The organism is Pseudomonas sp. YeP6b (assembly GCF_025642995.1).
Taxonomy (GTDB): Bacteria; Pseudomonadota; Gammaproteobacteria; order Pseudomonadales; family Pseudomonadaceae; genus Aquipseudomonas.
The window spans coordinates 4325400-4347478 of the sequence record NZ_CP080090.1; the positions used below are offsets into that span (position 1 = coordinate 4325400).

The 22079-nt window shown below is 57.6% G+C and carries 28 protein-coding genes and 1 pseudogene; 1 reads left to right on the forward strand and 28 read right to left on the reverse strand.

Annotated elements, in window-relative coordinates; all coding sequences use genetic code 11:
* Nucleotides 1-55: 55 nt before the first annotated feature.
* From KZH41_RS19310 to KZH41_RS19440, 27 genes and pseudogenes are all read right to left on the reverse strand, one after another.
* Entirely contained in the window at nt 56-571 is a 516-nt protein-coding gene (locus KZH41_RS19310; RefSeq protein WP_263273495.1) for a lysis protein, read from the reverse strand.
* Entirely contained in the window at nt 568-993 is a 426-nt protein-coding gene (locus KZH41_RS19315) for a structural protein (protein WP_263273496.1), read from the reverse strand. The genes KZH41_RS19310 and KZH41_RS19315 overlap by 4 nt, the downstream gene beginning before the upstream one ends.
* Before the next feature lie 63 nt (nt 994-1056).
* Nucleotides 1057-1428, reverse strand: coding sequence for a tail fiber assembly protein (locus tag KZH41_RS19320; RefSeq protein ID WP_263273497.1), 372 nt, complete (start codon nt 1426-1428; stop codon nt 1057-1059).
* On the reverse strand, nt 1425-2633 hold the full coding sequence (locus tag KZH41_RS19325; protein ID WP_263273498.1) for a hypothetical protein: 1209 nt from the start codon (nt 2631-2633) through the stop codon (nt 1425-1427). Before KZH41_RS19325 ends, KZH41_RS19320 begins: the two co-directional genes overlap by 4 nt.
* A 10-nt stretch (nt 2634-2643) precedes the next feature.
* Nucleotides 2644-3240, reverse strand: a complete 597-nt coding sequence (locus KZH41_RS19330) for a YmfQ family protein (protein WP_263273499.1) — start codon at nt 3238-3240, stop codon at nt 2644-2646.
* A complete protein-coding gene (locus KZH41_RS19335) occupies nt 3231-4271 on the reverse strand; it encodes a baseplate J/gp47 family protein (RefSeq protein ID WP_263273500.1) in 1041 nt (346 codons plus the stop codon). Before KZH41_RS19335 ends, KZH41_RS19330 begins: the two co-directional genes overlap by 10 nt.
* Entirely contained in the window at nt 4261-4662 is a 402-nt protein-coding gene (locus KZH41_RS19340) for a phage GP46 family protein (RefSeq protein WP_263273501.1), read from the reverse strand. Before KZH41_RS19340 ends, KZH41_RS19335 begins: the two co-directional genes overlap by 11 nt.
* 1 nt (nt 4663) lies before the next feature.
* Nucleotides 4664-5173, reverse strand: a complete 510-nt coding sequence (locus tag KZH41_RS19345) for a phage baseplate assembly protein V (protein WP_263273502.1) — start codon at nt 5171-5173, stop codon at nt 4664-4666.
* Nucleotides 5170-6276, reverse strand: a complete 1107-nt coding sequence (locus KZH41_RS19350; RefSeq protein WP_263273503.1) for a phage baseplate assembly protein — start codon at nt 6274-6276, stop codon at nt 5170-5172. The genes KZH41_RS19345 and KZH41_RS19350 overlap by 4 nt, the downstream gene beginning before the upstream one ends.
* Before the next feature lie 4 nt (nt 6277-6280).
* Nucleotides 6281-7516 (reverse strand): DNA circularization protein, encoded by a 1236-nt coding sequence (locus KZH41_RS19355; RefSeq protein ID WP_263273504.1) that lies wholly within the window; start codon nt 7514-7516, stop codon nt 6281-6283.
* Between the two features lie 3 nt (nt 7517-7519).
* Nucleotides 7520-9553 carry a phage tail tape measure protein gene (locus KZH41_RS19360; protein ID WP_263273505.1) on the reverse strand — a complete coding sequence of 678 codons (2034 nt, stop codon included), beginning with the start codon at nt 9551-9553 and terminating at the stop codon, nt 7520-7522.
* Nucleotides 9554-9686: 133 nt separating this feature from the next.
* Complete coding sequence (locus KZH41_RS19365) at nt 9687-9989, reverse strand: phage tail assembly protein (RefSeq protein WP_263273506.1); 303 nt, start codon at nt 9987-9989, stop codon at nt 9687-9689.
* Nucleotides 9989-10336: a phage tail tube protein gene (locus KZH41_RS19370; protein ID WP_263273507.1), complete on the reverse strand. Its 348-nt coding sequence runs from the start codon at nt 10334-10336 to the stop codon at nt 9989-9991. Before KZH41_RS19370 ends, KZH41_RS19365 begins: the two co-directional genes overlap by 1 nt.
* Nucleotides 10337-10391: 55 nt before the next feature.
* Nucleotides 10392-11888, reverse strand: a complete 1497-nt coding sequence (locus KZH41_RS19375) for a phage tail sheath subtilisin-like domain-containing protein (protein WP_263273508.1) — start codon at nt 11886-11888, stop codon at nt 10392-10394.
* Nucleotides 11885-12100 carry a DUF2635 domain-containing protein gene (locus tag KZH41_RS19380; RefSeq protein ID WP_263273509.1) on the reverse strand — a complete coding sequence of 72 codons (216 nt, stop codon included), beginning with the start codon at nt 12098-12100 and terminating at the stop codon, nt 11885-11887. The genes KZH41_RS19375 and KZH41_RS19380 overlap by 4 nt, the downstream gene beginning before the upstream one ends.
* Nucleotides 12097-12705, reverse strand: a complete 609-nt coding sequence (locus KZH41_RS19385; RefSeq protein ID WP_263273510.1) for a hypothetical protein — start codon at nt 12703-12705, stop codon at nt 12097-12099. The genes KZH41_RS19380 and KZH41_RS19385 overlap by 4 nt, the downstream gene beginning before the upstream one ends.
* 57 nt (nt 12706-12762) lie before the next feature.
* Entirely contained in the window at nt 12763-13266 is a 504-nt protein-coding gene (locus KZH41_RS19390; protein WP_263273511.1) for a hypothetical protein, read from the reverse strand.
* The gene (locus KZH41_RS19395; protein WP_263273512.1) at nt 13259-13636 is read right to left on the reverse strand and encodes a head-tail adaptor protein; all 378 of its coding nucleotides are present in this window, start codon (nt 13634-13636) and stop codon (nt 13259-13261) included. Before KZH41_RS19395 ends, KZH41_RS19390 begins: the two co-directional genes overlap by 8 nt.
* Nucleotides 13633-14016 carry a head-tail connector protein gene (locus KZH41_RS19400; protein ID WP_263275120.1) on the reverse strand — a complete coding sequence of 128 codons (384 nt, stop codon included), beginning with the start codon at nt 14014-14016 and terminating at the stop codon, nt 13633-13635. The genes KZH41_RS19395 and KZH41_RS19400 overlap by 4 nt, the downstream gene beginning before the upstream one ends.
* 38 nt (nt 14017-14054) lie before the next feature.
* Nucleotides 14055-15299: a phage major capsid protein gene (locus KZH41_RS19405; protein ID WP_263273513.1), complete on the reverse strand. Its 1245-nt coding sequence runs from the start codon at nt 15297-15299 to the stop codon at nt 14055-14057.
* A gap of 159 nt (nt 15300-15458) precedes the next feature.
* Nucleotides 15459-15938 (reverse strand): annotated as a pseudogene (locus KZH41_RS19410) (HK97 family phage prohead protease); the annotation flags it as partial.
* A gap of 3 nt (nt 15939-15941) precedes the next feature.
* On the reverse strand, nt 15942-17111 hold the full coding sequence (locus KZH41_RS19415) for a phage portal protein (RefSeq protein ID WP_263273515.1): 1170 nt from the start codon (nt 17109-17111) through the stop codon (nt 15942-15944).
* 50 nt (nt 17112-17161) lie between these two features.
* Nucleotides 17162-17308: a hypothetical protein gene (locus KZH41_RS19420; RefSeq protein ID WP_263273516.1), complete on the reverse strand. Its 147-nt coding sequence runs from the start codon at nt 17306-17308 to the stop codon at nt 17162-17164.
* Between the two features lie 6 nt (nt 17309-17314).
* The gene (locus KZH41_RS19425) at nt 17315-18997 is read right to left on the reverse strand and encodes a terminase large subunit (RefSeq protein ID WP_263273517.1); all 1683 of its coding nucleotides are present in this window, start codon (nt 18995-18997) and stop codon (nt 17315-17317) included.
* A 60-nt stretch (nt 18998-19057) separates the two neighbouring features.
* Nucleotides 19058-19498 (reverse strand): phage terminase small subunit P27 family, encoded by a 441-nt coding sequence (locus tag KZH41_RS19430; RefSeq protein WP_263273518.1) that lies wholly within the window; start codon nt 19496-19498, stop codon nt 19058-19060.
* Nucleotides 19499-19706: 208 nt separating this feature from the next.
* Nucleotides 19707-20069, reverse strand: a complete 363-nt coding sequence (locus tag KZH41_RS19435; protein WP_318654891.1) for an HNH endonuclease — start codon at nt 20067-20069, stop codon at nt 19707-19709.
* 61 nt (nt 20070-20130) lie between these two features.
* A complete protein-coding gene (locus tag KZH41_RS19440; RefSeq protein WP_263273519.1) occupies nt 20131-20460 on the reverse strand; it encodes a phage holin, lambda family in 330 nt (109 codons plus the stop codon).
* Nucleotides 20461-20660: 200 nt separating this feature from the next.
* On the opposite strand from KZH41_RS19440, the gene KZH41_RS19445 reads away from it, so the two are divergent.
* A complete protein-coding gene (locus KZH41_RS19445; protein ID WP_263273520.1) occupies nt 20661-21254 on the forward strand; it encodes a hypothetical protein in 594 nt (197 codons plus the stop codon).
* Between the two features lie 331 nt (nt 21255-21585).
* Here the strand turns inward: KZH41_RS19445 and KZH41_RS19450 are convergent, their stop codons facing one another.
* Nucleotides 21586-21975 carry an antiterminator Q family protein gene (locus KZH41_RS19450; RefSeq protein WP_263273521.1) on the reverse strand — a complete coding sequence of 130 codons (390 nt, stop codon included), beginning with the start codon at nt 21973-21975 and terminating at the stop codon, nt 21586-21588.
* Between the last annotated feature and the right edge of the window lie 104 nt (nt 21976-22079).

Below are 22079 nucleotides of genomic sequence, written 5' to 3' on the forward strand. Positions count from 1 at the left end.
TTAGGCCCTCCCCGGCCGCCGCCGAGTCTGCCATTTTTTCGAAGGTAAGCGAAGTTCATCGCGCGATAGCTCTAACATAAGCCTGGCAAGCCCGCAGCGCGATTACGGCTCTATCCCCATCGTCGGTGATAGCGATAATTCTTTGAGCATGCGCTGAGTCAAGTTGGGCTCGACGGGGAGCATGAACCATGCCGACGGCGCCGGTGGTGGCAAGCACGTTGCAGCCACTGGCTGAATCCTCGGCGAGGAGGACTGACAGCCGCACATCAGCAGTGGCAAGGCGATCGCGCAGTAGAGCCTGGTTGCGTTGGGCATCGGAGAGTTCTCGGGTGTGCTGTTGGTCCTGGTTGGCAAGCTGCTGCTCAGTGGCCAAGCGCTTGTCTTGCTCGGCCCCCTGCTGACGCCAGGCCTCACCGGTGATTGTGTCGAGGGCTTTCTGGTGCGCGGCATCTTGCTCCGCGAGCTGCTCGGCGAGTTGCTTGCCCAGGCGCCAATCCTGAACCTGCCAGGCGCCGACAGCGCTGACCGCCATGGACAGCAGGATCGCCGCCAGGATCTGCGCAGGCATCATGCCAACGCCCGCCGCACGCCTTCCGCCAGCACCGCGTGAGGGTAGGCATACCCGGCATTTTCGTGATGGATGATCGCCTTAACGAAACCCGCCATCACCGCCGGCTGGGCCAGGTCGACCTCAGCACCTGGCCAGGTGCCCGTGTTTGCCTCGACGGCGCGCACATAGGCGGCGGTGTCGTTCTCTACCGATGGCGCCCAGCGGCTGATAATGGCCTTCGCCGTCTTCAAGCCGTGTTTGCGCTGATACGTCAGCAGCACCTTACCAAGGGCACGGATACCGTTCTCGACAGTATCGAACCGGGCGAAGCGCTTCTCGATGGTTGGATCAGGCTTGAGCTGGCCTTGCCACTGGTTGGCCGGGTTGTAGTCGATGTTGCCGGGGTTCCGGTTGCGTACCCCTCGGGTTTGGATGACTGGCATAGCATTCTCCAGGCGAAAAAAAACCGGCTCGTGGGCCGGGTTAATTGCGATCTCGCAAAGCTCTTAAATGTCAGGCTTATCGGGCCACGCTGGGGACTGAGCCGTAAGGTCAACCGTTTGCAGAGCACGACATAAGGCCTGCCAAGCTTTGGCTTTGGCGGTCTCTTCCTCCGTGGCGTCCCCCAGCTGCAATGACACCAGAAGGGGCGTCATGATTTTTGAGGCCTCATCATTACGGAACACCTGCTCAGCCTCGTTCCATGCGCGCACCTGGGCCTGGGTTGGCTTGGGATTCAAAAAAGCTTCAAGCTTCTTCCCTGTTAAGGGGACCATATCCGCACCACAGCCAAGATCGAGTTGCTCTGCGTCATACGCATAGACTTGCCCATCGTCAGGATTAGTAAAGTAAGAATAAGCAGGCTTGTATTCGCTCATCGTAATTCCACCCATCGTTGGATTCTTGTTACATTCAGCGTTAGAGAATAAACACTATCTTTTGGAACTATGAAAGTAACGGGTGCTGTCTGAGTTTCAACACCCAGATCACCCGAGTAAATCAACACCCCCCCTACATAGATCGAAGCAACCTCGCCTCCATAAGCGGTAGCAAACGAAATAGTGATTGCCATAGGGGCGCCAGTGTCGTTTGTGTAAACGACATTTGCGGCTCTGCTTGCGGTAACATCCACGTATTTACGGTTATAACCAATCCCTGCATCAGCTCTAGCCAGGCCCACTGTCGTACCATTGCTGTGAGTCAGGAACGGGGAGTTAGCAGTGTCATCAGCAAAGCCGGCGTTAGCGCAGCGAGTAGCGTTAACTTTAGAGTTTGGTTTAAAGTTATCGCTATCCCATATAGTTTTTAAGTTTGAGATCGAGCGGTTAAGCGATGATCGCCAGGAAAGACCAACCCCGCCCAAGTCGCCAAATATTTGCAACCAGTTTCCCGACGAAACGTCATACGCGCAATGGATCACGTTACCGTTTGCAAACGGGGCTCCTAAGGTCCCAGGGTTGATACTCCACAAGCCGCCGTAAGGGAGGGTGTTCACATTCTCCGCTTGTGGTGACGCTTTCGCGACTATACCGCCTTCACCAACACCTAGCTTAGTTGCCGGGTCAAAATTGCCAGCGGTCCATACTGTCTTATCAAAAATTGAAGCCGTCTTACTTGGCAAATGCAAAAGCAAAGGGTTCAGGCCTTTACCGCCATGCGCAGCAGATATCCGTACGATATCGTTGTATATATCCATGATCGCGGATGATGTTGGTGTAATCCATTGAATCTCGGGCGAATCAGAAGTGCCGTTATCGAACGTCAAAGTTCCGCTAATCGTTGAACCGGTTTTAGCCACCGCATCATCAATACCGTAACCGGATAGATTTTTTGGCGTACTGGTAACTTTCGACCAATCAACAGAGGTTACTTTAACTATCTTGGCGATAGCCTCAGCAAGTTGGTTGGTTTTAAGCTCATCAGGTACAACCCCACCCGCAACCAAAACATTGAGAATTTCATGTGTGACACTGTTACCCCAAACAGAAGGAATCAAAGAACCCGGTTGCCCAGTCGACATATTTTCGTCGATGAACTGACCATTAATCAGCCCCACACCGGGTACACTTTTAGGAAAATCCACGTTTCAATCCTCAATCATAATTAATGTGCACAACGGTGTGTGCCGGTGCGGCTTTGCGGATAAGGCATTCAATGGTATTGCCCGGGTTTTTCCCGAAACGCTCGCCCCAAAAACTGACACCAAAACGCCGGCCCGAGCGGTGGCGGCCTCCTGTGTTCAGCACCCACATAAACTGGACATTCCACGTACCGAACCGCGCAACACCAAAACGCGAGCGCCCCATCCGGGGTGCGCGGTGCTCAGTAATGCTTGCGTTGGGATAACCCTGACTCACTGCAATTTCGATGAGGTAGGCACGCTTCTGGCTACCGACCTCGACCAAGCGACGACGCACGGCCAGCTGGCGGTCCTCGAAAGCCGGGTTTTCTCCCAGGCACGCATCGGGCAGCTTCATCACCCGCTCCCAGTCGGGCACCAACTCGCGCACCAGTTCAGGATCGCTTTCGGCCAGCAGGTCAGATAGCCGCAGGTCTTCCCGGGCCAGCTCCAAAGAGCCCGCCTGTAGCAGCTGGCGAACCTCGGGCACTAGCTCCACGTCCCAGGCAGGCCCAGGCGGGAGCAAGGCGACCAGCTGCTGGTAGTAGTCTTCCGCCGTCCTTATCGCCATGCGATACCCCCGAAGGTCGGCAACTCATTAGCTGCCGGCACCACGTCGCCTGCAGGGCTTAACAGCGCGTGGTCTATTTCCCCTGCCGCGCCGCTGATCGCCTCCCGGATATGCGTATTCAAGAGCGTGCCGCCTAGCTCAGATTCACGGCTGTGAAGGTCCACAAGCTCGGCCTCCACCGCCTGACGTATTGCGCCGCTATCCGGCATCAGCTTGATTACGTACTGAATAGGCTTTTCGACCGGGGCCAAGACGGCAACTTCTGCCGTTACCGGCCGCTCAGCCTCGATATAAGCCAACACATGCGCCAATGCCTCAGGCCCAGGAATGGGGCTTAAATCGCCGTCTCTAACAATAAACACGCCTACCGTGCCTGGCCCCATCCACTTGGGCCGTACCCATGCACGGGTCACACCTGGCACCTCAAGCGCCCAGGTTTCGTAGTCGCTGGTGTTACCGCCATGGGGGATAACCCGATAGGAACGAATAACCCGGGCGCGCAGCGCTTCCAGGCCTTCCTGTTCCGTCCCGCCGGTAATACCAGGCGCAAGGACGGTGAAGGTGTCCGCAACGCCCAGGACGGGCGACACAGTGCGTAGAACAGTTCCTGCAGGCGTGTTGCCCAGCGCCCCGGGGTCGACCGCCTCTAACGAGGCAACACCTGCAGAGCCGGCGAGCGTTACGGATAACGAAACCCGAAAGCGCTGACCGTCCTCACGCTGCAGCAGCGTGCCGGCATCGAGCGGTGCCGGCGCGGCACCTTTGAAACTGGCCTTACCTGTGGCGGCTACCGCTGGCAGTCGGTCCCGCTTAAGCCGGGAACGCGCCATCCTGCGCAACGTGTCCTCATCCGCTGTATCGGGCAGGATTTGGTCAGCAATGTATTTCTGATGAGCGTAACGCCCGTATGAGCTTGCAGAATGCACCCGGGCCAGCACCTCAGCATCGGAGCGCAGCAACGCGCTAGCGCCTGCCAAATCACTACGGGCGCGGCTGATCAGCTCGGGCATAGTCGGTGTGTTATAGGGCATGTATCACCTGCCACAAGTTATCAATTGAGAAGTCCAGCGATGCGCCGTCTCGAAATTTCAGTGAGACGCGCATGTCGAGGCGGTCCACGCTGCGGGTGGTGGCGATATCGACGGACACCACGCGCCCGTCATCGAGCATCCATTGCAGCGCTTCCCGTGCGAATGTCGTGGCGTCTCTTACCGTGTTCGCGTCGAGGGTGCGGCGGCGCAGCTGCCACAGTCGGGAGCCAATTTGATCATTGGTCAGCGTGGGGAAGCTGTCGCCCCACCAGCCGTAGCGCTCGCCGTCATCGAGCGCGTCATCGGCACCCGCGCGACGCCAGGTCAACAGGCTGACAACAGCGGCCCGCCGCCACACGCTTTCGGTTACGTCTTCGTTGATGATTGCCATATCAGCCCGCCGCTACGGCTGGGCCAGATTGTTCGCTGCCCTTCACGACACCAGAATGAGGGTGGTCAATCTGGCTAATGCCGGCGGCCACTTGATCACCTGCAGAAACGATCTTGCCGGTGGTGCGAATCTCCGGCGTGTCGAACTCAATCGCCGTATCTGCCTTGACCTTAAGGGTCATGGTTTCGATCTCAATCACCCGGCCGCGCTTAAAGTGCAGCTTGTCGCCTTCATCGGTGTATAGCGCTACCTCGCCGCTCTCCAGCCCCTGCAGGCGAAAGCGCCGGTCAGCGACACAGATCACCACCCCATGCGAACGATTGCCGCCAAAGAAGCCGGCCAGCACTTCGGCACCGGCATTCGCATTTGACGTGAAGCCGTAAGGTTCGAAGTGTTCCATGCCGTCCTTGACTTCCCCGGCCAACAACTTCACCTGCAGTTCCTGCAGTTTTTTCAGGCCATCCACCAGGCTTAACGTGCCGCGTACAAGAATGTTTTTTAAGTTATTCATTCGGGCTTCCAGTCGGCAGGAATTAGATATTCAAAGTTGTCCGCTGCGCCGCCCTTCTTGAGCTTGCGCGACTTGTGCGGGTCTTTAGGTTCGGGCAGAAAGGCTTCTGCCGGCGCAACCGAGAGGCTGCAGGTGGTGCCGTTTTCGTCGAGGTCGTATTTCACCTCGCTGATCAACATGTCTCGATCAATGCCCAGGGCGCGGTCCACCACACGAACGATCAAGTTCACTCGCCACAGCGCGCCGTTTGATTGCCGCCATCCCTGGACTTTGTAGTTCAGTGTTAACGCCTTACCGATGCGGTTGCCCCGCTCCCAGTTCGCCCTGGCCTGGGCCAGCTCGGGCGTCAAGTCGCCGCTTTCCTGAATCAGCAGCACCCGATAGCGCGGCGCGCGTGGGTCAGTAACCGTCGCGGCCACCTCGGACGACGCGGCGCCAGACTCGTCGTCTGTGCCCTTGCGCTGGCCGATAACGTGGTATTCCGAAAACACCCCGGAAAAGTCCAGATCCGAGCTTCCGGTCATGACGTTTTGACCCAGCTGCAGACTATCGACCGCACGGCCGGCGCTACCTGGGGAGACGATCACCAAGCGACCCAGCGCGTCGTCGGTCGACAGCAAACGGGAAAGGGTCAGCAACCGGTCAATGGATTCAAAAACCGTTTCCCCCGGCTCAATGGTGTGATCCGTGATTTTGCTGGTCTCGGCCACTTCGCTAACAACGTCGATTTTGTAAGTCGACGCCAGCGCTTTAACGATCGCCTGCAGGCTTTGCCCGCGCCACTGACCGGGCTTGTTGATCGCCGCGCAGTCGACCAGATCCGCCGTCTTGGATCGGCCCCCAATCCCACGGGTTATTTGCCTGGCGTCATAGCTAATCGGCGTCTTGAAGACAAAAGCCGTAAGCACATGATCGGCACCAATACGAACGGCGCAGCGGTCGCCCTGACGAATAGGGATAGGCACATCACCGGAAAACTCCCAGGTCACGCCAACGTCAAATTGACGGCACTGGCGCTCAATGGATGCGGTGATGCTGACTTTCGTCCAGCCGCTGTAATCCATGCCGTTGACACTCAGTGTCACAGCGTTTTGCGGGTCCATTGGGTTACTCCTGGGCGACTTGCAACGGCAGCGGCGGCAAGAATCCCGGGTGCTGTATCGCGTTACGCGTAACGATTTCATCGGCGCGCGATGCGTCACCGAACTGCTGATAGGCCAGCACAAACGCCGGCAAGGTTTGTTTGGGCGTGACCTCGATCAACCGGACACCAGCCCGGGCGACTTCGGCCAAGTGAGCCCTGACTAACTTCCTGGCGTTGTCCAGGCGCTCAAAGTGCGCGTAGGGGGCCAGCAGCTGCGCGTCCCATATCTCTGTGCTGATGGCATCGCGTAGCACTAGGACATCGTCAGTTACTGGAACTTCGGCCCGCTCAACCGGTGCCGACACCTGCTGTTCCAGGGTAGGAACCCCAGGAAGGACAGCCGGCGCCTGCACCACTGGCATAGCTGCAATGATGCGCAACGCGTCAATGATCAGCACGTCACGCACCAGCTCACGCGTGGCCGTCACGGCCGCGATAGTGGCCGCACCACCGACAGGCGCAGGTAGCGCGGCAATGCTCTTAGCAGCGTCTACCTTGCTTCCGGCAGTCTGCCGCGAAAGGCTAAACCGGTCGAAGTCGGTAGACATGCCAGAGAACTGCGACTGCAGCATGGTCGCCAGGTTGTTCGGGAAGTTCGCCACCATGTCGGCCAGCGTGACCACAGAGCTAACCAGGCCCGTTGTCTGGCTGATTTCCTGCTGAATGAACATCTGCACACCGGCCAGGCCGTTCTGCAGCGCCTTGATGCTCAGGCGGGCTTTGTTGACCAGGGCCATCGCCGCCTTGTACCGCGCTATCGCGGAATCCAAGAGACTTTCGTTCTCGGCCTCCAACTGGCGGGCAGTGTTCGGCACGCCGGCCGGGTAGCCCTTTTCGCCGCCTTCCACAAACATCAGCTCAAAGCGAGCTACACCGCCCTCATTCCAGGCATGGCCCGCCGAACAGTCCGTGGCAGTGCCATACATCTGCCCATACCATGGATGAATCAGCGTCCCCGGCCCGGGCTGGTTCAACGCTTTCAGCAAGTTGTCGCGCTGAAAGAAACAATCCTCCCCCACCACAAAAGCGGAAAACTTGATGATCCGGGTTTGCTCGCCCAGGTCTTCAACCACCGGCTTATTGCGCTGGGGAAATTCATGCACCTGTGTCCGGCGACCTACGGGGGTGCTTTCCGAATCAACGTGAAACGGCACCCCACGAAAGGACGCCGGTTGTAACTGCTCGCGCCAAGTGGCCATTGCTTACCTCGACAGGCTACGGGTGCCCAATTGCTGATCGACCTTAAGGCCTGGCTGATTGGTGGAACCTTCCACGCGTGTACCTGGCGGCGCGCCTTCCATCTTGATCAGCAGCGACCCTTCCAGATTGGTACGCTGGTTGGCTGCGGCCTGCTGATTGATCGACGGCGCACCAGTGGCACGCAACAGGGATTTAGCGTCTAGGCCGCCCATGGACGCATTGCGCGACGCCTGGGTAGTAATCGCCCGGTCCACTGCATCAGCCTGCACAAGAACGCCTGTGCCGCCGCCGACACCTGCGTTTCGTTCGCGCTGCTCTTGTGCCCAGCTATTGGCCTTGTCGGTCGCCGTCTTGATGATCCCGGGGCCACCCTCACCCCCGCCCATGAACTTCAAGATTGGCTCAATGATCGGTTTGATGGTTTCCCACAGCCCTTCAAACCAGGCCGTGATCGGCGCCCAGTGTTTGATGATCAACCCCATTGGGGAGAAGTCAAAAGCCACCTTCATGAAGTCAAAGAACGGCACAGACAACGCCTTGACCAGCTCCCACGTCGCCGCGAAAAACTCCGTCAGCGGCCCCCAGTTTTCAATCACCTGGGCAAGCGGTGTGTAGGTAAAGGCATTTTTCAGCCAAGCCCACAGCGCCATTGCCGGCCCCTGAATCTTTTCCCAGATAGCCTGGAAATACGGGGCCACCGTCGACCAGTTGGCAATCAGCATGCCAGCGGCCAAAGCCAGGCCGCGTACGACAAGTCCGACGATGCTTTTTTTCGTCACATTGTCGAACATGGTCATGGCAAAGGTGGCCGCAATCACAGACAGACGCAGCACAGCAAAGCCTGCAGCAGCCCCAACAATCGTCTTAATCAATGCCGGGTTTGCAGCAACCACCGTCGATATTTGGGAGACGATTGGGCCTATGGCCTCAAGGAAGTCATTCAACGGCGGTAGCAACGCCGAACCGACCGAGATACCCAAGTCAGTGACACGGTTTTGCATCAGCTGCAGGGCGTTTGCGGTGGTGGCTGCCCGGGAAGCGTATTCCCTCTGCATCGAGCCGCCATATTTCTGCTGGTCGTTGACCAACCCAAAGTTCTTTTGCAGGGTGTCCAAGTTAGTCAACAGCGGCGCGATGGCCCCGACCGACTCCTTACCGAACAACTGCGTCAGCACAGCCGCCTGCTTGCTTTTCTCGACCTTGGCAATCGACTTAAGCACCTTGTTAATGGTGCCCTCGGAGTCAACCGACATACCTTTGGCAATCGCTGCCGAGTCCAGGCGCAGCGCCTTGAAAGCCTGCTTTTGCGACTTGGTAGCCGCCGTGCCGGCAGTCAGCGTAAGCGCGAAGTTCTTCATGCCCGTCGCGGCTACGTCTTCGGCGATACCCACCCCAGCCAGGGAGGACGCCATAGCAGCGATTTGCCCAGCGTTTAGGCCAGCAATTTCGCCCAGCGGGCCGATGGCCGTCACGATCTTGGAGATTTGACCAACCGTCGCGGCGCCGGTATTACCCAGCTCGTTAATTTTGTCGGCCAACACCACCACTTCGGCCTGGTTCAACTTAAACGCAGTCCGCCACTTCGCCATCATCGAGCCGGATTCTTCAGCCGTGGTGTCGAAGGCAATGCCCATCTTCACCGCGTCCTGGGCAAAAGCATTCAGCTCGTCCCGGGCAATACCGGATTGACCACCCGCCGCCACAATAGCGGCGATACCCTCGGCCGACATCGGCAGTGCTTTGGATAGGTTGCGAATGTCCTGGCCCATGTCCTTGAACTGCTGCGGCGTATCGAAGTTAACCACCTTCTTAACGTCCGCCATGGCGCTTTCAAAGCCTATCGCGGCCTTGACCCCAACCGCAAACGGCGCCGCCATAGCGCCGCCCTGCAGGGCGTCCATGAACGTGATTTTGCCGAGGCCGCTGCTGTTCAGGTGCTTGCGCAACCCCTGGGCGTTTTTGCGAATGTTGCCCAACATCGGCGACAGCTTATCGACGCCGGTTATCAGCGCCTTTAGCAGGAACTTATCGGCCATTAATCCACCTGCTGCTGTTCTCTCAGAATCCGGTGCGCTTGCTCGAAACTCTCAAGCAGCGCATCCATCGGCCGCCCCATCATGCTGTCGGGGTCAGCCTTCCAGAAATACGCCAGGTCATAGACCAGGCTGATTAGGCGCTCGGCGGAGTCGACGCCGGAGTCATGAAAAAACCGATGAGAATCCACGCCAAAGCATTGAGGTCAGCCAGGTCCAGTTGCTCAACCGAACTTTGCGGAATGCCGGCACAGACGGCGATGTATTTACAAACAACATCAGGTTCAACCACCGGCATGCTGTTCTCGCTCAGGGTGTACGGCAGCGCCTTGATGGTCCGCACTTCCTTGGTGGTAGGGCGGCGCACTTCCAGCTCTGTCAGCTGCTCACCGTGCGCGGTAATAGGTACGTTAAGCGGGTGTACTGTCGTTGCGGTCATTACTGCCAATCTCCGTTAATGCCTTCAAATTTGAGTGTGAGTTTTGCGTCATCGCCGTTAACCGTGGCGTCATCCACCAAGTAAGCGCCGCTCAACACGTACACGCTTCCATCCCGGAATTCGGCGGTTACGGTCATGTTGGTCCCGGTCGTAATCTTGGCCAGGTCCAGGCCTTTGGTTTTAACCGCGTCCACCTTCACGAACGGGGTTACGTCTTCTTCCTTGAAGTAGCCCGGGCGGATGGTTTCGCGCTTGACCTTGGAAATAGGTGCTTCGACGCCACCCGTAACCACGAGCTGGCTACCGTCGACCTTGATGTAACAAGTACCTGCGACTGCTTGGCCCATAACGGCCTCCCATGAAAAAGCCCGCACTGGGCGGGCTGGGTGTTCAGTTGTCGGCTTACGCCGCTTCGGGGTATTGCGAACGGAACTGGTACAGCAGCGCAAACACGCGCAGTTGATTCACCAGATCCGGCGGAAACAGGACGTTCAAACGAGCCGGATTGTTCGGGTCTCGCTCCACGATCAGATTGGCCTTGAACATTTCGGCGTTCTCCACCAGGCCCGCGCGCTCGAGCTCGCCATAGGCCGCGATCAGTTCGCCACGGATCACCATCGGGGTAACAATGGCCTGCCCTGGACCGAAGGCGGTGCCGTCATTGCCAAGCTTATGGCGCCCGTACTTGCTGGTAATGCGCGAGCGCAGGAAGCGAATCACGTGCGCCGACTGGTGCAGCGGCTCGCTATCCAGATACGAATCGTCAGCCTGCCCGTAAGCGTTACGCTGGTAAGTCGTAACGGCGCGCTGAATCCGCATAGAGCCGGCGGAATAGTTGAACGTGGCAATACCATTGCTCAACAGCGACTGCGCCTCATCAATCAAAAAGCGGTCACTGGCGGCCGCCGGCTGGATCGCGCCCAGCTCGCCCGTTTGAGTCGGCCGTGCCGGGTCAGCACTGATAAATACGGCCGTTCGCGCCATGAACTGAGCTACAACCTCCCACACGGGGTTAGGTAGGCTTTTCTCAATGCCGCCGATGCAGATGTGCGGATCGTTGCGCACACGCCCAGCGGCCACCAGCTGGCCCAGCGAGCCGCGCTTGGCGCTGTATACATGCCCATAGAGTTGCTTGGACCATGACCAGCGGCCGGAACTCTCATCCATGGCGGCTTTCCACGCATCGAGCGTGGTGGGGTCGGTCCAGGGCTGCGCGATAAACTCAAAAGGCTCATCCCCCAGCGCGGCCAAAGCAACCGACATTTCAGGGGTGCCCGTGCCGCCGGTCATCGGCGTAACAGCTGCAGTAATGCCAGCAGGCGTGAACTCTCCGTTTGCACGGCCCAGGCGGTTCAGCTGCAGCGCAATATCATTGCCCAGCTCGCCCTTAAACTTGCAGGTCAGCGTCACAACCGATTCTGCCGCTGCAGCCTTAACGGGTAGCTCAATATCGTCGTTGATTGCCTTGGCAAGCGCCGCCGCCACAGCCGTCGCGCTGGACAGCGCCGGTACAATCGAACGGACCCGCTTACCGCCCACGTACAGATAGAGCAAGCCGGCCTCAGTCGCCGCGCCCGTTACGGTAACGGTGGCAGTCGCGGTGCTGCCCGTTTCTACTTTCAGCGGCAAGCACCAAACCTCACCGGCTACATCGATACTGCGCAGGCGCTTATGCATCGCGGCCAGCATCGAGCCCTGACCACCAATCAGGGTGGCCTGAGCGGTGCGAGACACCAGCACTAAGCGGCCAATGTCTTCGCTGTCCGCGTCATCATTCACTTGGCCGATGATCAGCCGGCGCAGACTTTCCTGGGCCGTGTTGGCTTGGGAGTTGTCGAGTTCGGCATAAAACAACGGCACCCGGATATCACTCGGGATAGTGTTAAATCCTACGCTCATACGTCAGCGCTCCCTTTATCGGTCGTAGCGACTCTGGGTGTCGCTGCTGGCTTCTTGGGAGGCTCGACTTTGGTCACGTCGCCGTCATCGATGCGGCGTTGCCAGTAAGCATTCAGGGGCACGGAATCGCCCTCTACAGGCAGCAGCGCCCCGCCCTTGGCAGGGTCGGGACTATCCCGGCCGGCCGCTGGTTTCAGATAGATTTGCGTCACGGTCTCAGATCCTCGCGGGCTTTGGTTTCGATCCGGCAGTCAGGGCCGGTCGGGGTAGGAATTTCGTCATTACGGGGGCCTTTAAAATCGGCATGGATGTTCACCCCATCAAAGGGGGGGAGCCCGTCGTGCTCGACCTCTTGCCAGGTCTCAGGTGGGCCGAGTTTCTGCCCGGGCCGCACGTCATCACGGCCAATCACAAATTCAGTGAAGAAGCGGAAGCGGTAGACCGCCTTGGAACGATCGATCAGCAATAGCTCGCCATCGTCGTACTGCAGCGGCGTACCGTCGCCACCAGGTTTAAACCCCACCAGTGCCCGCCAAAGCTCAGCGCGCAGATCGTGGATCAGGTCGGCAGCCCCTTGCCCACGCTCGTCTTCGCTCCAGACCTCGACGTTTACGTCGATTGCATCGCGTACCCGCTGGCGAATCATTCCTGAAACCTCGGAAGGCTCTGCAGCGTCGCCGATGCAGATCACATAGGCAGCCGGCATGTCGGTTTGCACACTCTTAGCCACCGGGTCCCAGTCGAGACCGCCATACACGCGGCGCTTGAACGTGGGGCAGGTGTTGCGCAGGTGCTTGATAATTGGAATCAGCTTCACCAGGGAACTCCAGGCACAAAAAAGCCCCGGGGTACGGGGCTGGTGGATTAGGGCGATTTAACGCAGGCCGTCAGCAAAGGCGGTGCGCAGGATTCTCTGCACGCCTGCAGACGAGTCCTGTAGGGCGTCGGTGATGTAGTTGTCACGCGGATTAATCCGCCAGCCTCCCGCGCGCCTGGCCGCAATCAGATCAGCCCGCGCACGGCGTGCGCGACGGCTTAAGCTGGGTCGGCCCCTGACGCGAGAACCCTGCTTTACACCGTAGTGCAGGTAGGCCGGGTAAAAGGCCTGCATATCGCTGGTCTTTGCCGGCGCAACCTTCACCATGAAGCCAGAGCGCGACACCTTGAACGTGATCGATTTCAAGAGCCGACCCGTGCGCACACGCGGATATCCGGCATCGCCCCGGGCGAGCGCCAGGTTCATCTGCGCTTTTTTCGTTACCAGTCGCCCAGCCTTGCGCATGCCGGCGCGGATTTTCTTCTTGTCGAAGGCTTCGCGGTCGAACTTCTCGAAACCCTCAACGTGCAAATAGCCTTCAGCACCGACCGAATTACTCATCGTAGATATCCCGTTTCGGCATGGACGGCGCGCTGGCCGGGTTGCCGGTGATTTCCTCGACCTCAAGCACCGTATCAATGCCGGATTCGTTTACATCGCCAACCCCTACCACCCGGAACAAACGCTTACCCATGACCACCTCATGGCTGTCATCGATACCGTGCAGGCGCTTGAAGGTCAGCCGGTGGGTGATCTTCTTGCCAACCTGAATGCCGCTGTGCACCAGTAGCGTGCCCAGCGGTTCCAGCAGAGCCCAGCGGCCGCCGACGCGGGTGTAACCCGACACCAAGTCGGCGTCATTTTCGGGTTTGTCATTGCGCACCCGAATAACAATGCGTTTATCGCGCTCGCCAGCGGCTGGGTGTTTCATAGCGATATCCAGTTATACGGCCCTACCAGGGCTTCAAATGCCAACGGCAAAGCCTTTGATCCCGTTGCCGTCGAATCCGTGACGGCTTCGCGGTTGCGATACCAGTGCGCGACCAGCATTTTCATAGCCAGAGTTACGTCAGCCGTTACGGGTAACGCATTGTCTGGTGCCGTTACCGGCAACAGGCCGCGCAGGTAGTCGTCATCGGCGGCGGCATGGGCCGGCGCATCGACGGGCAGCTCGAGCTGAAACAGCTTGCGGCCGGTGCGGGTTTCGACCATTCGCCAGGCGGCGTAGCCATAGCCCTGCAGCAGTTCGTCTTCCTCGGTGTCGTCCAGCTCCAGCCGGCAATGCTGCTTAATCTGCTCAAGCGTCAACATGCGCACACAGGGACCGCTTGCACGGCCCCGCTCCTGATTTACTTGCCTTCGCCTTTGCCCGCCAGCGCCTTGATGGCCGCAGTGTCCTGCAGGACGATACCGAAGCGCAGGAAAGCCAGGAAACCGACCTGGCCGAACTCAGCGTAACGCTCGACCAGGCGTTTCAGGGTCAGGCTGCGCACGGCGCGTAAGATCAATTCGTTGAAGTCGCCCGCATACATAAACTTCTTGCCGGCTGCGATATCGGCAATAGCCTGATCGATCACGTATTGCTGTTTCAGGATGGTCGCCGGGCGGTCGCTGTCGATACCTGGCAGCCACAGCGGCCGGTTATTGCCGTCGACCATTTCTTCCATGGCCTGACAAGTCTTGTCGTTGAAGGCCAAGCGGAATTTAGGGGCCGCACGATAGGCCGGGTCGACCGAGTGAATCAGGCTGTTGACTTCCTGCCAGGTGAATTTCGCCGCGCTGGCCGTCACGCTGCCCAAGCTTACCGAGGCTTCCAAACCCTTAGGCTGGGCCGGCGCGCTATCCGTCTCCGCTGCCCCAGTGCCTTGCACGATCAGGCGGTTGCGGGTGCGACCACATCGCTTGCTGATACGGCCGGCCAGGAAGGCTTCCATGTCGATACCGGAGTCCTGCAGCAGCTGTTCGGAGACACGGATGATTTTCGAACTGATGGTATGAGAGCCCAGGGTGCCCATACCAAACTCAACATCCTTTTCGCCGGCCTGCTTGTTCTCGCCGATCAGCTCGCCTTCTTCCTCGCCGCCATTACTTACCGCCCAGGCAATCGGCGCGCCGTTGTCGGTGCTGAGCAACTGGCAAACTGACGCGATACCGCCGTAGGTATTCAGCGACTCGATCACGCGCGCCTGCAGCGTGGTAGGCACCGTATAGCCGCCGGCTTCGGGACCGCTTACGCCTTGGGCACGCAGTGCAAATACCGCTGAGCGCTGCTCGGCAGTCAAATGCTCAGCACCACGGCGCAAGAACGCATCGAAGGCGCCGCGCTGTTCTGCATCAGCGCCACTGAGCTCTTGCTGATGCTGCTGATTGCCCTGGGCGCCGTGACGGGCACGTTCTTCGATAAAGGATTGATCGTTTTCGCGAAGTTCTTCTTCGCGCTCGATCTTCTCTTTCAAGACTTTCAGGTCAACCTTGATAGCCTCCCACTTGGCGCGGACCTCGCCATTCCATGCCTCGTCCCCGGTGCTTTCGTGCAGGCTGCGCATTTCGGCGGCTTTCTGGGCGTACAGTTCTTTCATTTGTTGCAGTGTCATAAATCCCCCAAGGGCTTAAAGGTCGTTCAAATCAAGCAGGCGCTCGCGGGCGTCACGCTCAAACTGAGCGCGACCCTCAAGGCCTTCGTTTTTCGCCTGTTTCCAGGCGTCCAGGGAGCGCTGGGCAGCGCTTGAATCGGGATAGGCCGGGAATGACACCGGGCCCACGTCGCGCAGTTCGGCGATCTTGTAGATCGTCCGCACCACCACGCCGTCTTCTTCGTGCCAGGTGTCGCCGCCTGGGGCGACACGCATCGCGAAGCTGCTACCGCTCATGTCGCCGCGTTTCAGCGGCTCAACAACAAGGTCACGAATGGTCTGTGTGTTGGGTGTGTCGATTTCGTAGGCCAGGCCGCGCTGGTCTACCGAGAGGCGCAACGTGCCGCTGACCGTTCGCCCCAACAGATAGTTGGGGTCATGGTTGAACAGTCCGCGTACGTCCTGGCCCAGCACGTCATCGAATGCGCCAGGGGCAATAATCTCGACAAAGAAACCGCCCAGCAGGTCGCTACGCTGACTGAATACAGCGCCGTAACCGGCAATACGCGGCGACGTATTTTGATCGCCGCCCTCTTCCGCCGGCACAGCGCGAAGCTCGCAGTGCTGCGCGGGCAGCATGCGTTTCTCAAACTCACTCATGGTTTATTCCTTTGGCGTTACGGGTAACGGCTTACCGTCAGCGCCTAGTAAGGTGGTGTTGACGTTGAGCAACATCGAATCGAGGCCGACCATAGGGTTGAGGTCTTCCAGCACGCGCACCTCATTGCGAGACATCCAGCCGTCTTGAATGGCAATGCGGTAAAACTCGGCGCGCTCTTTCGGGGTGCCGCGCAGCAGGCCGGCCAGGTTGAACTTGATGTAATAGCCGGCCAGGCGCTCAGCCCGGGTGAATACCCGGCGGTTCAGTTCTTCTTCCCAGTTCTTGACCCAAGGCATAACCGAATGCCGCACGAACTGGATGGCCTGTTCGCTGATGTTGGAAAACGTGGCCTTCTCAAGATCGTTGATCATGTGCGAAGGCACGTTAAACATGCTGGCAATCTCGCTACGGGTCAGCTTGCGCGTGTCCAGAAACTGCGCATCCTCGGGCGCAATGGTCAGCGCCTTGTAATCCAGATCCGCCGGCAGTAGCAGCGTCTTGTTATCTGACTGCTTGAGCTTTCCCACGGCGCCGCGCCAAACGCTTTTAAGGCGCTCCCACCCATCACCCTTTAGATTTCCGTCCTTGAGCGTCAACAGCCCCGTGGGGCGGCCACCACCTTCAAAAAACTCCTTGCCATAACGCACGGCAGCCATGCCAAGGCCTACCGTTTCGGCATTCTGCCGAATAGGACTGGTGCCCATGCGGCGACCAGATCCAATAGCGCGAAGGTGCACCATGTCCTCAGGCGAAACCGCCAGCGGCATGCCGTCATCATCCTGCGTCGCATAGATCCAGCGGCCGCCGTTCTTCACCAGGTCAGTGACCTGGGGCTCGCACATTTCAAGCGCCTGCAGCTCACCGCGGCGAGTACGCACCAGGCGCGTAAATCCATTTCCCCAGCCCAGGGTGTGGGCCTGCTTGGTCTCGCGCCATTTGTAAGAGGTTTGCCACTGATTGGGCTCATCGTGGAGCAGGTAGTGCGCCGGGTGATCCGTGGCCGGCACAATCCGCCCGTCGACCTTGCGCAACACGCTTAACGGCAACTGCGCCATGGTGCTTGAAAGCACGTAGATACAGGCATACACCGCTGTCAGCCTTTGCGCCGTCTCAGGGCTTACCGTGATTCCATTGTTCGAACACAGCAGCTCGCCCAGCTCGTGGCTACTCATGCTGGTAGCTGGATTCTCTATGCTGCGACTCTCATACATCGCACCCAGGATCATCGCTGCACCACCTTGATAGCGGCCACCAGCAGCAGACCACCACCAGCCATCAGCGCCCAGCCTGGGCCAAACTGGACGTTCAAGCCGGCAACAAGCAGGCAATAGCCTGCCGTCCCGACAAGTTCAGGTAGCCAAGTTTTCATAGGGGCTCACATTATTAAAAGGTCATCGTCAGTGATGCTGTCGAGAAGGCTTCCCGGCATCTGATCAGCCAGCATTGCGCGGCTCATCGCCATAAGAACGGCAACCATGCCGTCGATTTTGCGCAAGTTGCCCTTGCCTTCGTCTTCCTTCATCGGGGTTAAACAACCTCGGTACTCCTTGGTTGATACGTTCCCCGCCATCCACGACAGCACCCCGTTTTCAGGGTGATTGAAGCGCCTCGAAACAAGGGCCGCCTCGACTTCACGCATTGGCATGTTCATGGTCTGAATGCCGCCGCCGACCTCCACCACCTCAGCGCCGTCTGCCTGCAGTTGGTGCGCCAGTTGCGTCGCACGCCACTTGTCATAGGCGATTTCCTGAATGTCGAACATCTCGGCCAAATCCTTGATGTCATCCCGCACCACATCAAAGTCTGTTTCCTCGCCGTCCGTGGTCAACAACTCGCCAGAGACCACCCAGCCTTCGTAGGCATCTTTAAACGTGGTAGCGCGCTCTATCGCGCCTTCGGGCAAGTAGGCACGGCAAAACACTGTCCACACATCGCGGCCGCGTTCGTCCTTGTCTTTGAACACCAGGGCGACGGCGGTAATGTCCGACTTACTGGCAAGGTCGACACCTACCCAGCATTTACGGCCCCGGAATTGCTCCAGGGTCAGTTCTGGTTTTCCGCACGCAGCCCAATCGGACATATTCAGCCAGGCCGACCGGGAGCTAACCCATACGTTTAAATGCTTGGTCTTGAATTTGTTCAGCTGTGACGGGTAACGCTTGGCGTTGGCCTGCATACGCAACAGGTACTCATCACCGACCGACACACCAAAATTCGGGTTCGCCTTGCGCAACACCTTTGGGTCTTGCCAGTCATCACCATCGTCGATGGTGTAGATGATCCCAAACAGTTCTTCGTTTTCTATGCCGCCTTCGCCCAGGGCGTGCAGCAGCATGTCTTTGACCTGGCCGCGCTGGACGTAGCAAGGCCCGGCCAGGTTGTAGCCGGCCGTGGTAATCACGAACATCAGCGGATGTTCACGGGCCCCCATACCGGTGATCATGGTGTCGTACAGCGCCGAGGAGGCGTGTTCGTGGTACTCGTCGACAATGGCGCAGCTTGGCGAACTACCATCGCCAGGGTCGCCAATAAGCGGTTCGAAGCGGCTGCCATCCTCAGGAATGGAAAGGTTCATCACCATCAGCTCAGCGCCGCATTCCTCAACGAGTTGCGGCGTGTTCTTGAGCATCAGGCGAGCCGGCCGGAACACCTCCAACGCTTGATCTTCGGTCGTCGCGCCGCAATACACCTCGGCGCCAAATTCGCCATCCATAGTGAACATGAACAGGCCGAGGCCGGCCGCAATTACGCTCTTGCCGTTCTTGCGGGGAATCTCGCAATACACCTCACGGAAGCGGCGCAGGCCGGTGCGCTTCGACCGCCACCCGAAAATGCAGCAGAAGATAAATTTTTGCCACGGCTCCAGGGTGATCAGCAGGCGCTTACCGGCCCACTTGCCTTTGGTGTGCGGCAGCAGCTGGATGAAGACACAGACACGCTCTGCTTCTGCCTTGTCAAACTTCCAGTGGTATCCCTTCTTCGTCGACTTCGCCAGGTCGCCCAGGTGACGCCGGCACGCGGCACGCACCCACTTGCACGCCTCAATCTTGCCCGCCACCACGTCACGGGCGTATTTGTTCGCCGCGTTGACGTTTGGTGAGCTGGCCATAGAGGTTGGTTATCCGGCTTTGCCTCCCCGCAGTGCGGTAAAGGGGTTGTTTGGTTTTTGGTTGCCGCCTGGCTTCAGGCGTGACCGCGCTGCAGGGTCAAGTCCCAAGGCACTGCCGAAGGTAGCCATCTGGCGCATAGTTTCGTTCGCCACTGTGCAGGCTGGATTTTTGATTTTCTGCTTGGCACCCATGACGATGATCCCGTTTTTGGTTATGTCGTCCTGGGCCTCGCGCCAACGCTGGTAGGCCATGCAAAACGCTTCTAGGTTGTGCAGATCCGTGGAGGTCAGAATCTTCGCCTCGATCAACCAGGGCGCGACCTGCTGCCAGGCAGCAGCGGCTATTTCACCGAACCATTCGGGCGGCGCCGGCACATCGAGCAACGCGTCGGGTGACGCTTGTTTCTTATCTATCTTCCGTTTACCCGGGTTGCCTTGAATCAGTTTCAAGGCCGTGGGTTTAGGGGGCCGGCCTCGTGCCATACGTAAAACCCTCTCCAAATTTCCAAAAGTACGAATTTTTTAATTTCGCGGTCGCGCGTTAAAGGCTGGGTGATCGGTGGAGAAGACGTAAGGCCGCAGAGATTTTCCCTACCCCCCTCCAAACGCGCCAAATTCCCGTTAAGTCAACACTTCTCGACGAATTTAGACGATTTTTCTAACTGCGAGCAGCGAGCGCTTCCCTTTGCGTTTTGGCCTTGTGGCAATCGGCGTTTAGCGACTGCAAATTGCAAAAATCGTCACTCCCACCCATGGATTTAGGTGTTATGTGGTCAACTTCCGATGCTGGAAGGCGGAAACCTTTGCAGTCGTCGCACTGACACAAGTATCGATCCCGCTTAAGGATGGCCGCGCGCTTCTTGCGCCAGTCCCAACCATACCCGCGCTGCTCAGCCGTTCCACGGCCGGGCTTGGCCCAGCCACTGGCTAGCTGTTCGTGCTGATCGCAGTAGCCACTAGAGGCCTGGGTTTTGGCGGGGCACATTGGCGAACGGCAAGGACGTTTGGCCTTTGGTGGCATTCGCTAATCTCCTTGATTCATGCGGCCAGAATGTGGCCGTCTCAAAAACGGACGCCGATTACTAGGGTGTGCGGGTTGGTAGTTTGAAATCGGTAATCCGATCCGCAATCGCACGAACCTTCTCCACTCCTAGAAAGCCAACCCAGCCACCGGCAAAGGTAGCCATGCTCTGAGGCAGACCGAAGAAGTCCAGGCCACTGATTATGGTCAGTGTCAGGCCGCCACAGATCGCGCCTTCCACCAGCATCTGGCGACGAGTGCCGCCGCCATATGTAACTCGAAGAACGGCCATAGCGCACGACAGCGCAGCCGCATAGAGAATTGGCGAATGCTGGCTCAACCACGCAAGCGCTATCGCCCATGTGTCTGGTTTGTCTGGCATGTTTGGCATCTCGATTCCTCCCCTTCAGGGAGTGAGTAACGGAGAAGTCTGCCAAAACGGCAAACACTGTGTGAGGAAGGTGTAGCCAGAAACTCGTCTCAGGCTGGTAGTGCGGTCTAGCCTCTGCTACGTGCAGATGAAAAATTGTGCTTCACTGCGCATAATGGCCAATAGACACAATCAATCCTACTGAAGTTACGAAGAAGAAAATGACATCAGCTATAGAATCTGACCGTTTTAAAGCCAAGTGCGCATCAGGCAAAACATATACAGTCATTGAGAAGACCAAGGACATTAAGGAACCCAGGGGTCACAACGAGCAAACCTTTATAACGACTCAAAAATCGTACTTTTTATCGACAGGCGAAAAAGTTAACAAGCTCGCCGATAAAGAATATTTAATAATAATTAAAAAAAAGAAAATCACTCGTAAGAAACCACTATTTAGAAAATCGCTTGTCACAGATATAAAAACCATCTTTGACTACCTTAAAAATCAAGCCCTTTGCATCGCGATAGTTCTTGCAATCCCTGAGATGCTAAGAATATTAGCGAAGGACTATAATGACCATTCAATCACGCTAATGGCTTTCGCGACTGCAGCAAGCACAGCAACAGTATTTAGCGTCTACAATCTGATTTGGTTTTACTGCACCCTTGAAGAAAAACCGAAACTCAAGTTGCTGCATATACTTGCTATAATTTTTGCATTTGTATTAGTGCTAGCATCTATGGCAATTGCGGGACTTAAAACCTCTCAAGAGATAACTGACCTGATTATGACATCAAGTTATCGCTTGTAACTCTATTTCCAGCCCAACCTCGCCATAAAATCACTCAAATACAAGGAAGCCCGACACTATAGCCGGGCTCTCTTAACCCCCCAAGGCGTGGATCAGCAGATAATAAGTAGCAAATTCCGATCACAACTAAATGCAAACCTCACTTCTTTCATAGCTCTTCATATCGAGAGATCTTTAAATCCCCACACAATGAGTACTGAAGATAGATAGGCTTCCAAAAACTGAACAATAAAAAGCCCGACGTAATGGCCGGGCTCTCTATGTGGTGTCGCGCTTGAAAAGCTAAACACGGTGCCATGAAAACATGTCTTTATCCGCGCGGAAAGGCTTTTTACGCAGCTTCACGAAACACTTCTATTGCGCAGTCGACCCAGGCCACACCAGCCTTGATTAGCTCACGAGCTTTGGCTTCACCCATTTCATTTTCCCGTGCAATCCGCAGGGCCGGCCACTTTTCACCAAAATACAGCCAGATGAAGTTACCCATCTGAGCGTCTCGATTTGCGAGCTTGGCAACCGCCTGGTCTACCACCAGGGCCACGTCATCCGTGACGCAGTAATTTTTAATGCCTCCTTCGGTGACGTTGTTATCCCTTATCAGCGCATAAAGGGGTGACACGTATCGAGGTACGCCTATTCCATCCATTCGCCACCACCCCCACTGCTCCAGCAAGTATTCGGTATCACCTAGAGGTTTGTTTGTGTATGTGCGCTTCTTCATACAGCGCTCCCGTGACTAAATCCGAAACAGTCGCCTATCGTCAAAAACCTGCGCCCGAGCGCACTCATACTCTTGCGCGGCAATTCAGTCATAAGTTTTCTCAT

Excerpts from the sequence above, each read along its gene's own strand:
- KZH41_RS19365 (WP_263273506.1), bottom strand. The coding sequence starts at position 9,989 with ATGACCGCAACGACAGTACACCCGCTTAACGTACCTATTACCGCGCAC.
- KZH41_RS19355 (WP_263273504.1), bottom strand. The coding sequence starts at position 7,516 with ATGGCCACTTGGCGCGAGCAGTTACAACCGGCGTCCTTTCGTGGGGTG.
- KZH41_RS19320 (WP_263273497.1), bottom strand. The coding sequence starts at position 1,428 with ATGAGCGAATACAAGCCTGCTTATTCTTACTTTACTAATCCTGACGAT.
- KZH41_RS19315 (WP_263273496.1), bottom strand. The coding sequence starts at position 993 with ATGCCAGTCATCCAAACCCGAGGGGTACGCAACCGGAACCCCGGCAAC.
- KZH41_RS19440 (WP_263273519.1), bottom strand. The coding sequence starts at position 20,460 with ATGCCAAACATGCCAGACAAACCAGACACATGGGCGATAGCGCTTGCG.
- KZH41_RS19405 (WP_263273513.1), bottom strand. The coding sequence starts at position 15,299 with ATGACACTGCAACAAATGAAAGAACTGTACGCCCAGAAAGCCGCCGAA.
- KZH41_RS19370 (WP_263273507.1), bottom strand. The coding sequence starts at position 10,336 with ATGGGCCAAGCAGTCGCAGGTACTTGTTACATCAAGGTCGACGGTAGC.
- KZH41_RS19360 (WP_263273505.1), bottom strand. The coding sequence starts at position 9,553 with ATGGCCGATAAGTTCCTGCTAAAGGCGCTGATAACCGGCGTCGATAAG.
- KZH41_RS19420 (WP_263273516.1), bottom strand. The coding sequence starts at position 17,308 with ATGAAAACTTGGCTACCTGAACTTGTCGGGACGGCAGGCTATTGCCTG.
- KZH41_RS19330 (WP_263273499.1), bottom strand. The coding sequence starts at position 3,240 with ATGGCGATAAGGACGGCGGAAGACTACTACCAGCAGCTGGTCGCCTTG.
- KZH41_RS19435 (WP_318654891.1), bottom strand. The coding sequence starts at position 20,069 with ATGCCACCAAAGGCCAAACGTCCTTGCCGTTCGCCAATGTGCCCCGCC.
- KZH41_RS19375 (WP_263273508.1), bottom strand. The coding sequence starts at position 11,888 with ATGAGCGTAGGATTTAACACTATCCCGAGTGATATCCGGGTGCCGTTG.
- KZH41_RS19340 (WP_263273501.1), bottom strand. The coding sequence starts at position 4,662 with ATGGCAATCATCAACGAAGACGTAACCGAAAGCGTGTGGCGGCGGGCC.
- KZH41_RS19415 (WP_263273515.1), bottom strand. The coding sequence starts at position 17,111 with ATGAGTAGCCACGAGCTGGGCGAGCTGCTGTGTTCGAACAATGGAATC.
- KZH41_RS19445 (WP_263273520.1), top strand. The coding sequence starts at position 20,661 with ATGACATCAGCTATAGAATCTGACCGTTTTAAAGCCAAGTGCGCATCA.
- KZH41_RS19390 (WP_263273511.1), bottom strand. The coding sequence starts at position 13,266 with ATGAGTAATTCGGTCGGTGCTGAAGGCTATTTGCACGTTGAGGGTTTC.
- KZH41_RS19335 (WP_263273500.1), bottom strand. The coding sequence starts at position 4,271 with ATGCCCTATAACACACCGACTATGCCCGAGCTGATCAGCCGCGCCCGT.
- KZH41_RS19310 (WP_263273495.1), bottom strand. The coding sequence starts at position 571 with ATGATGCCTGCGCAGATCCTGGCGGCGATCCTGCTGTCCATGGCGGTC.
- KZH41_RS19450 (WP_263273521.1), bottom strand. The coding sequence starts at position 21,975 with ATGAAGAAGCGCACATACACAAACAAACCTCTAGGTGATACCGAATAC.
- KZH41_RS19350 (WP_263273503.1), bottom strand. The coding sequence starts at position 6,276 with ATGGACCCGCAAAACGCTGTGACACTGAGTGTCAACGGCATGGATTAC.
- KZH41_RS19400 (WP_263275120.1), bottom strand. The coding sequence starts at position 14,016 with ATGTTGACGCTTGAGCAGATTAAGCAGCATTGCCGGCTGGAGCTGGAC.
- KZH41_RS19345 (WP_263273502.1), bottom strand. The coding sequence starts at position 5,173 with ATGAATAACTTAAAAAACATTCTTGTACGCGGCACGTTAAGCCTGGTG.
- KZH41_RS19395 (WP_263273512.1), bottom strand. The coding sequence starts at position 13,636 with ATGAAACACCCAGCCGCTGGCGAGCGCGATAAACGCATTGTTATTCGG.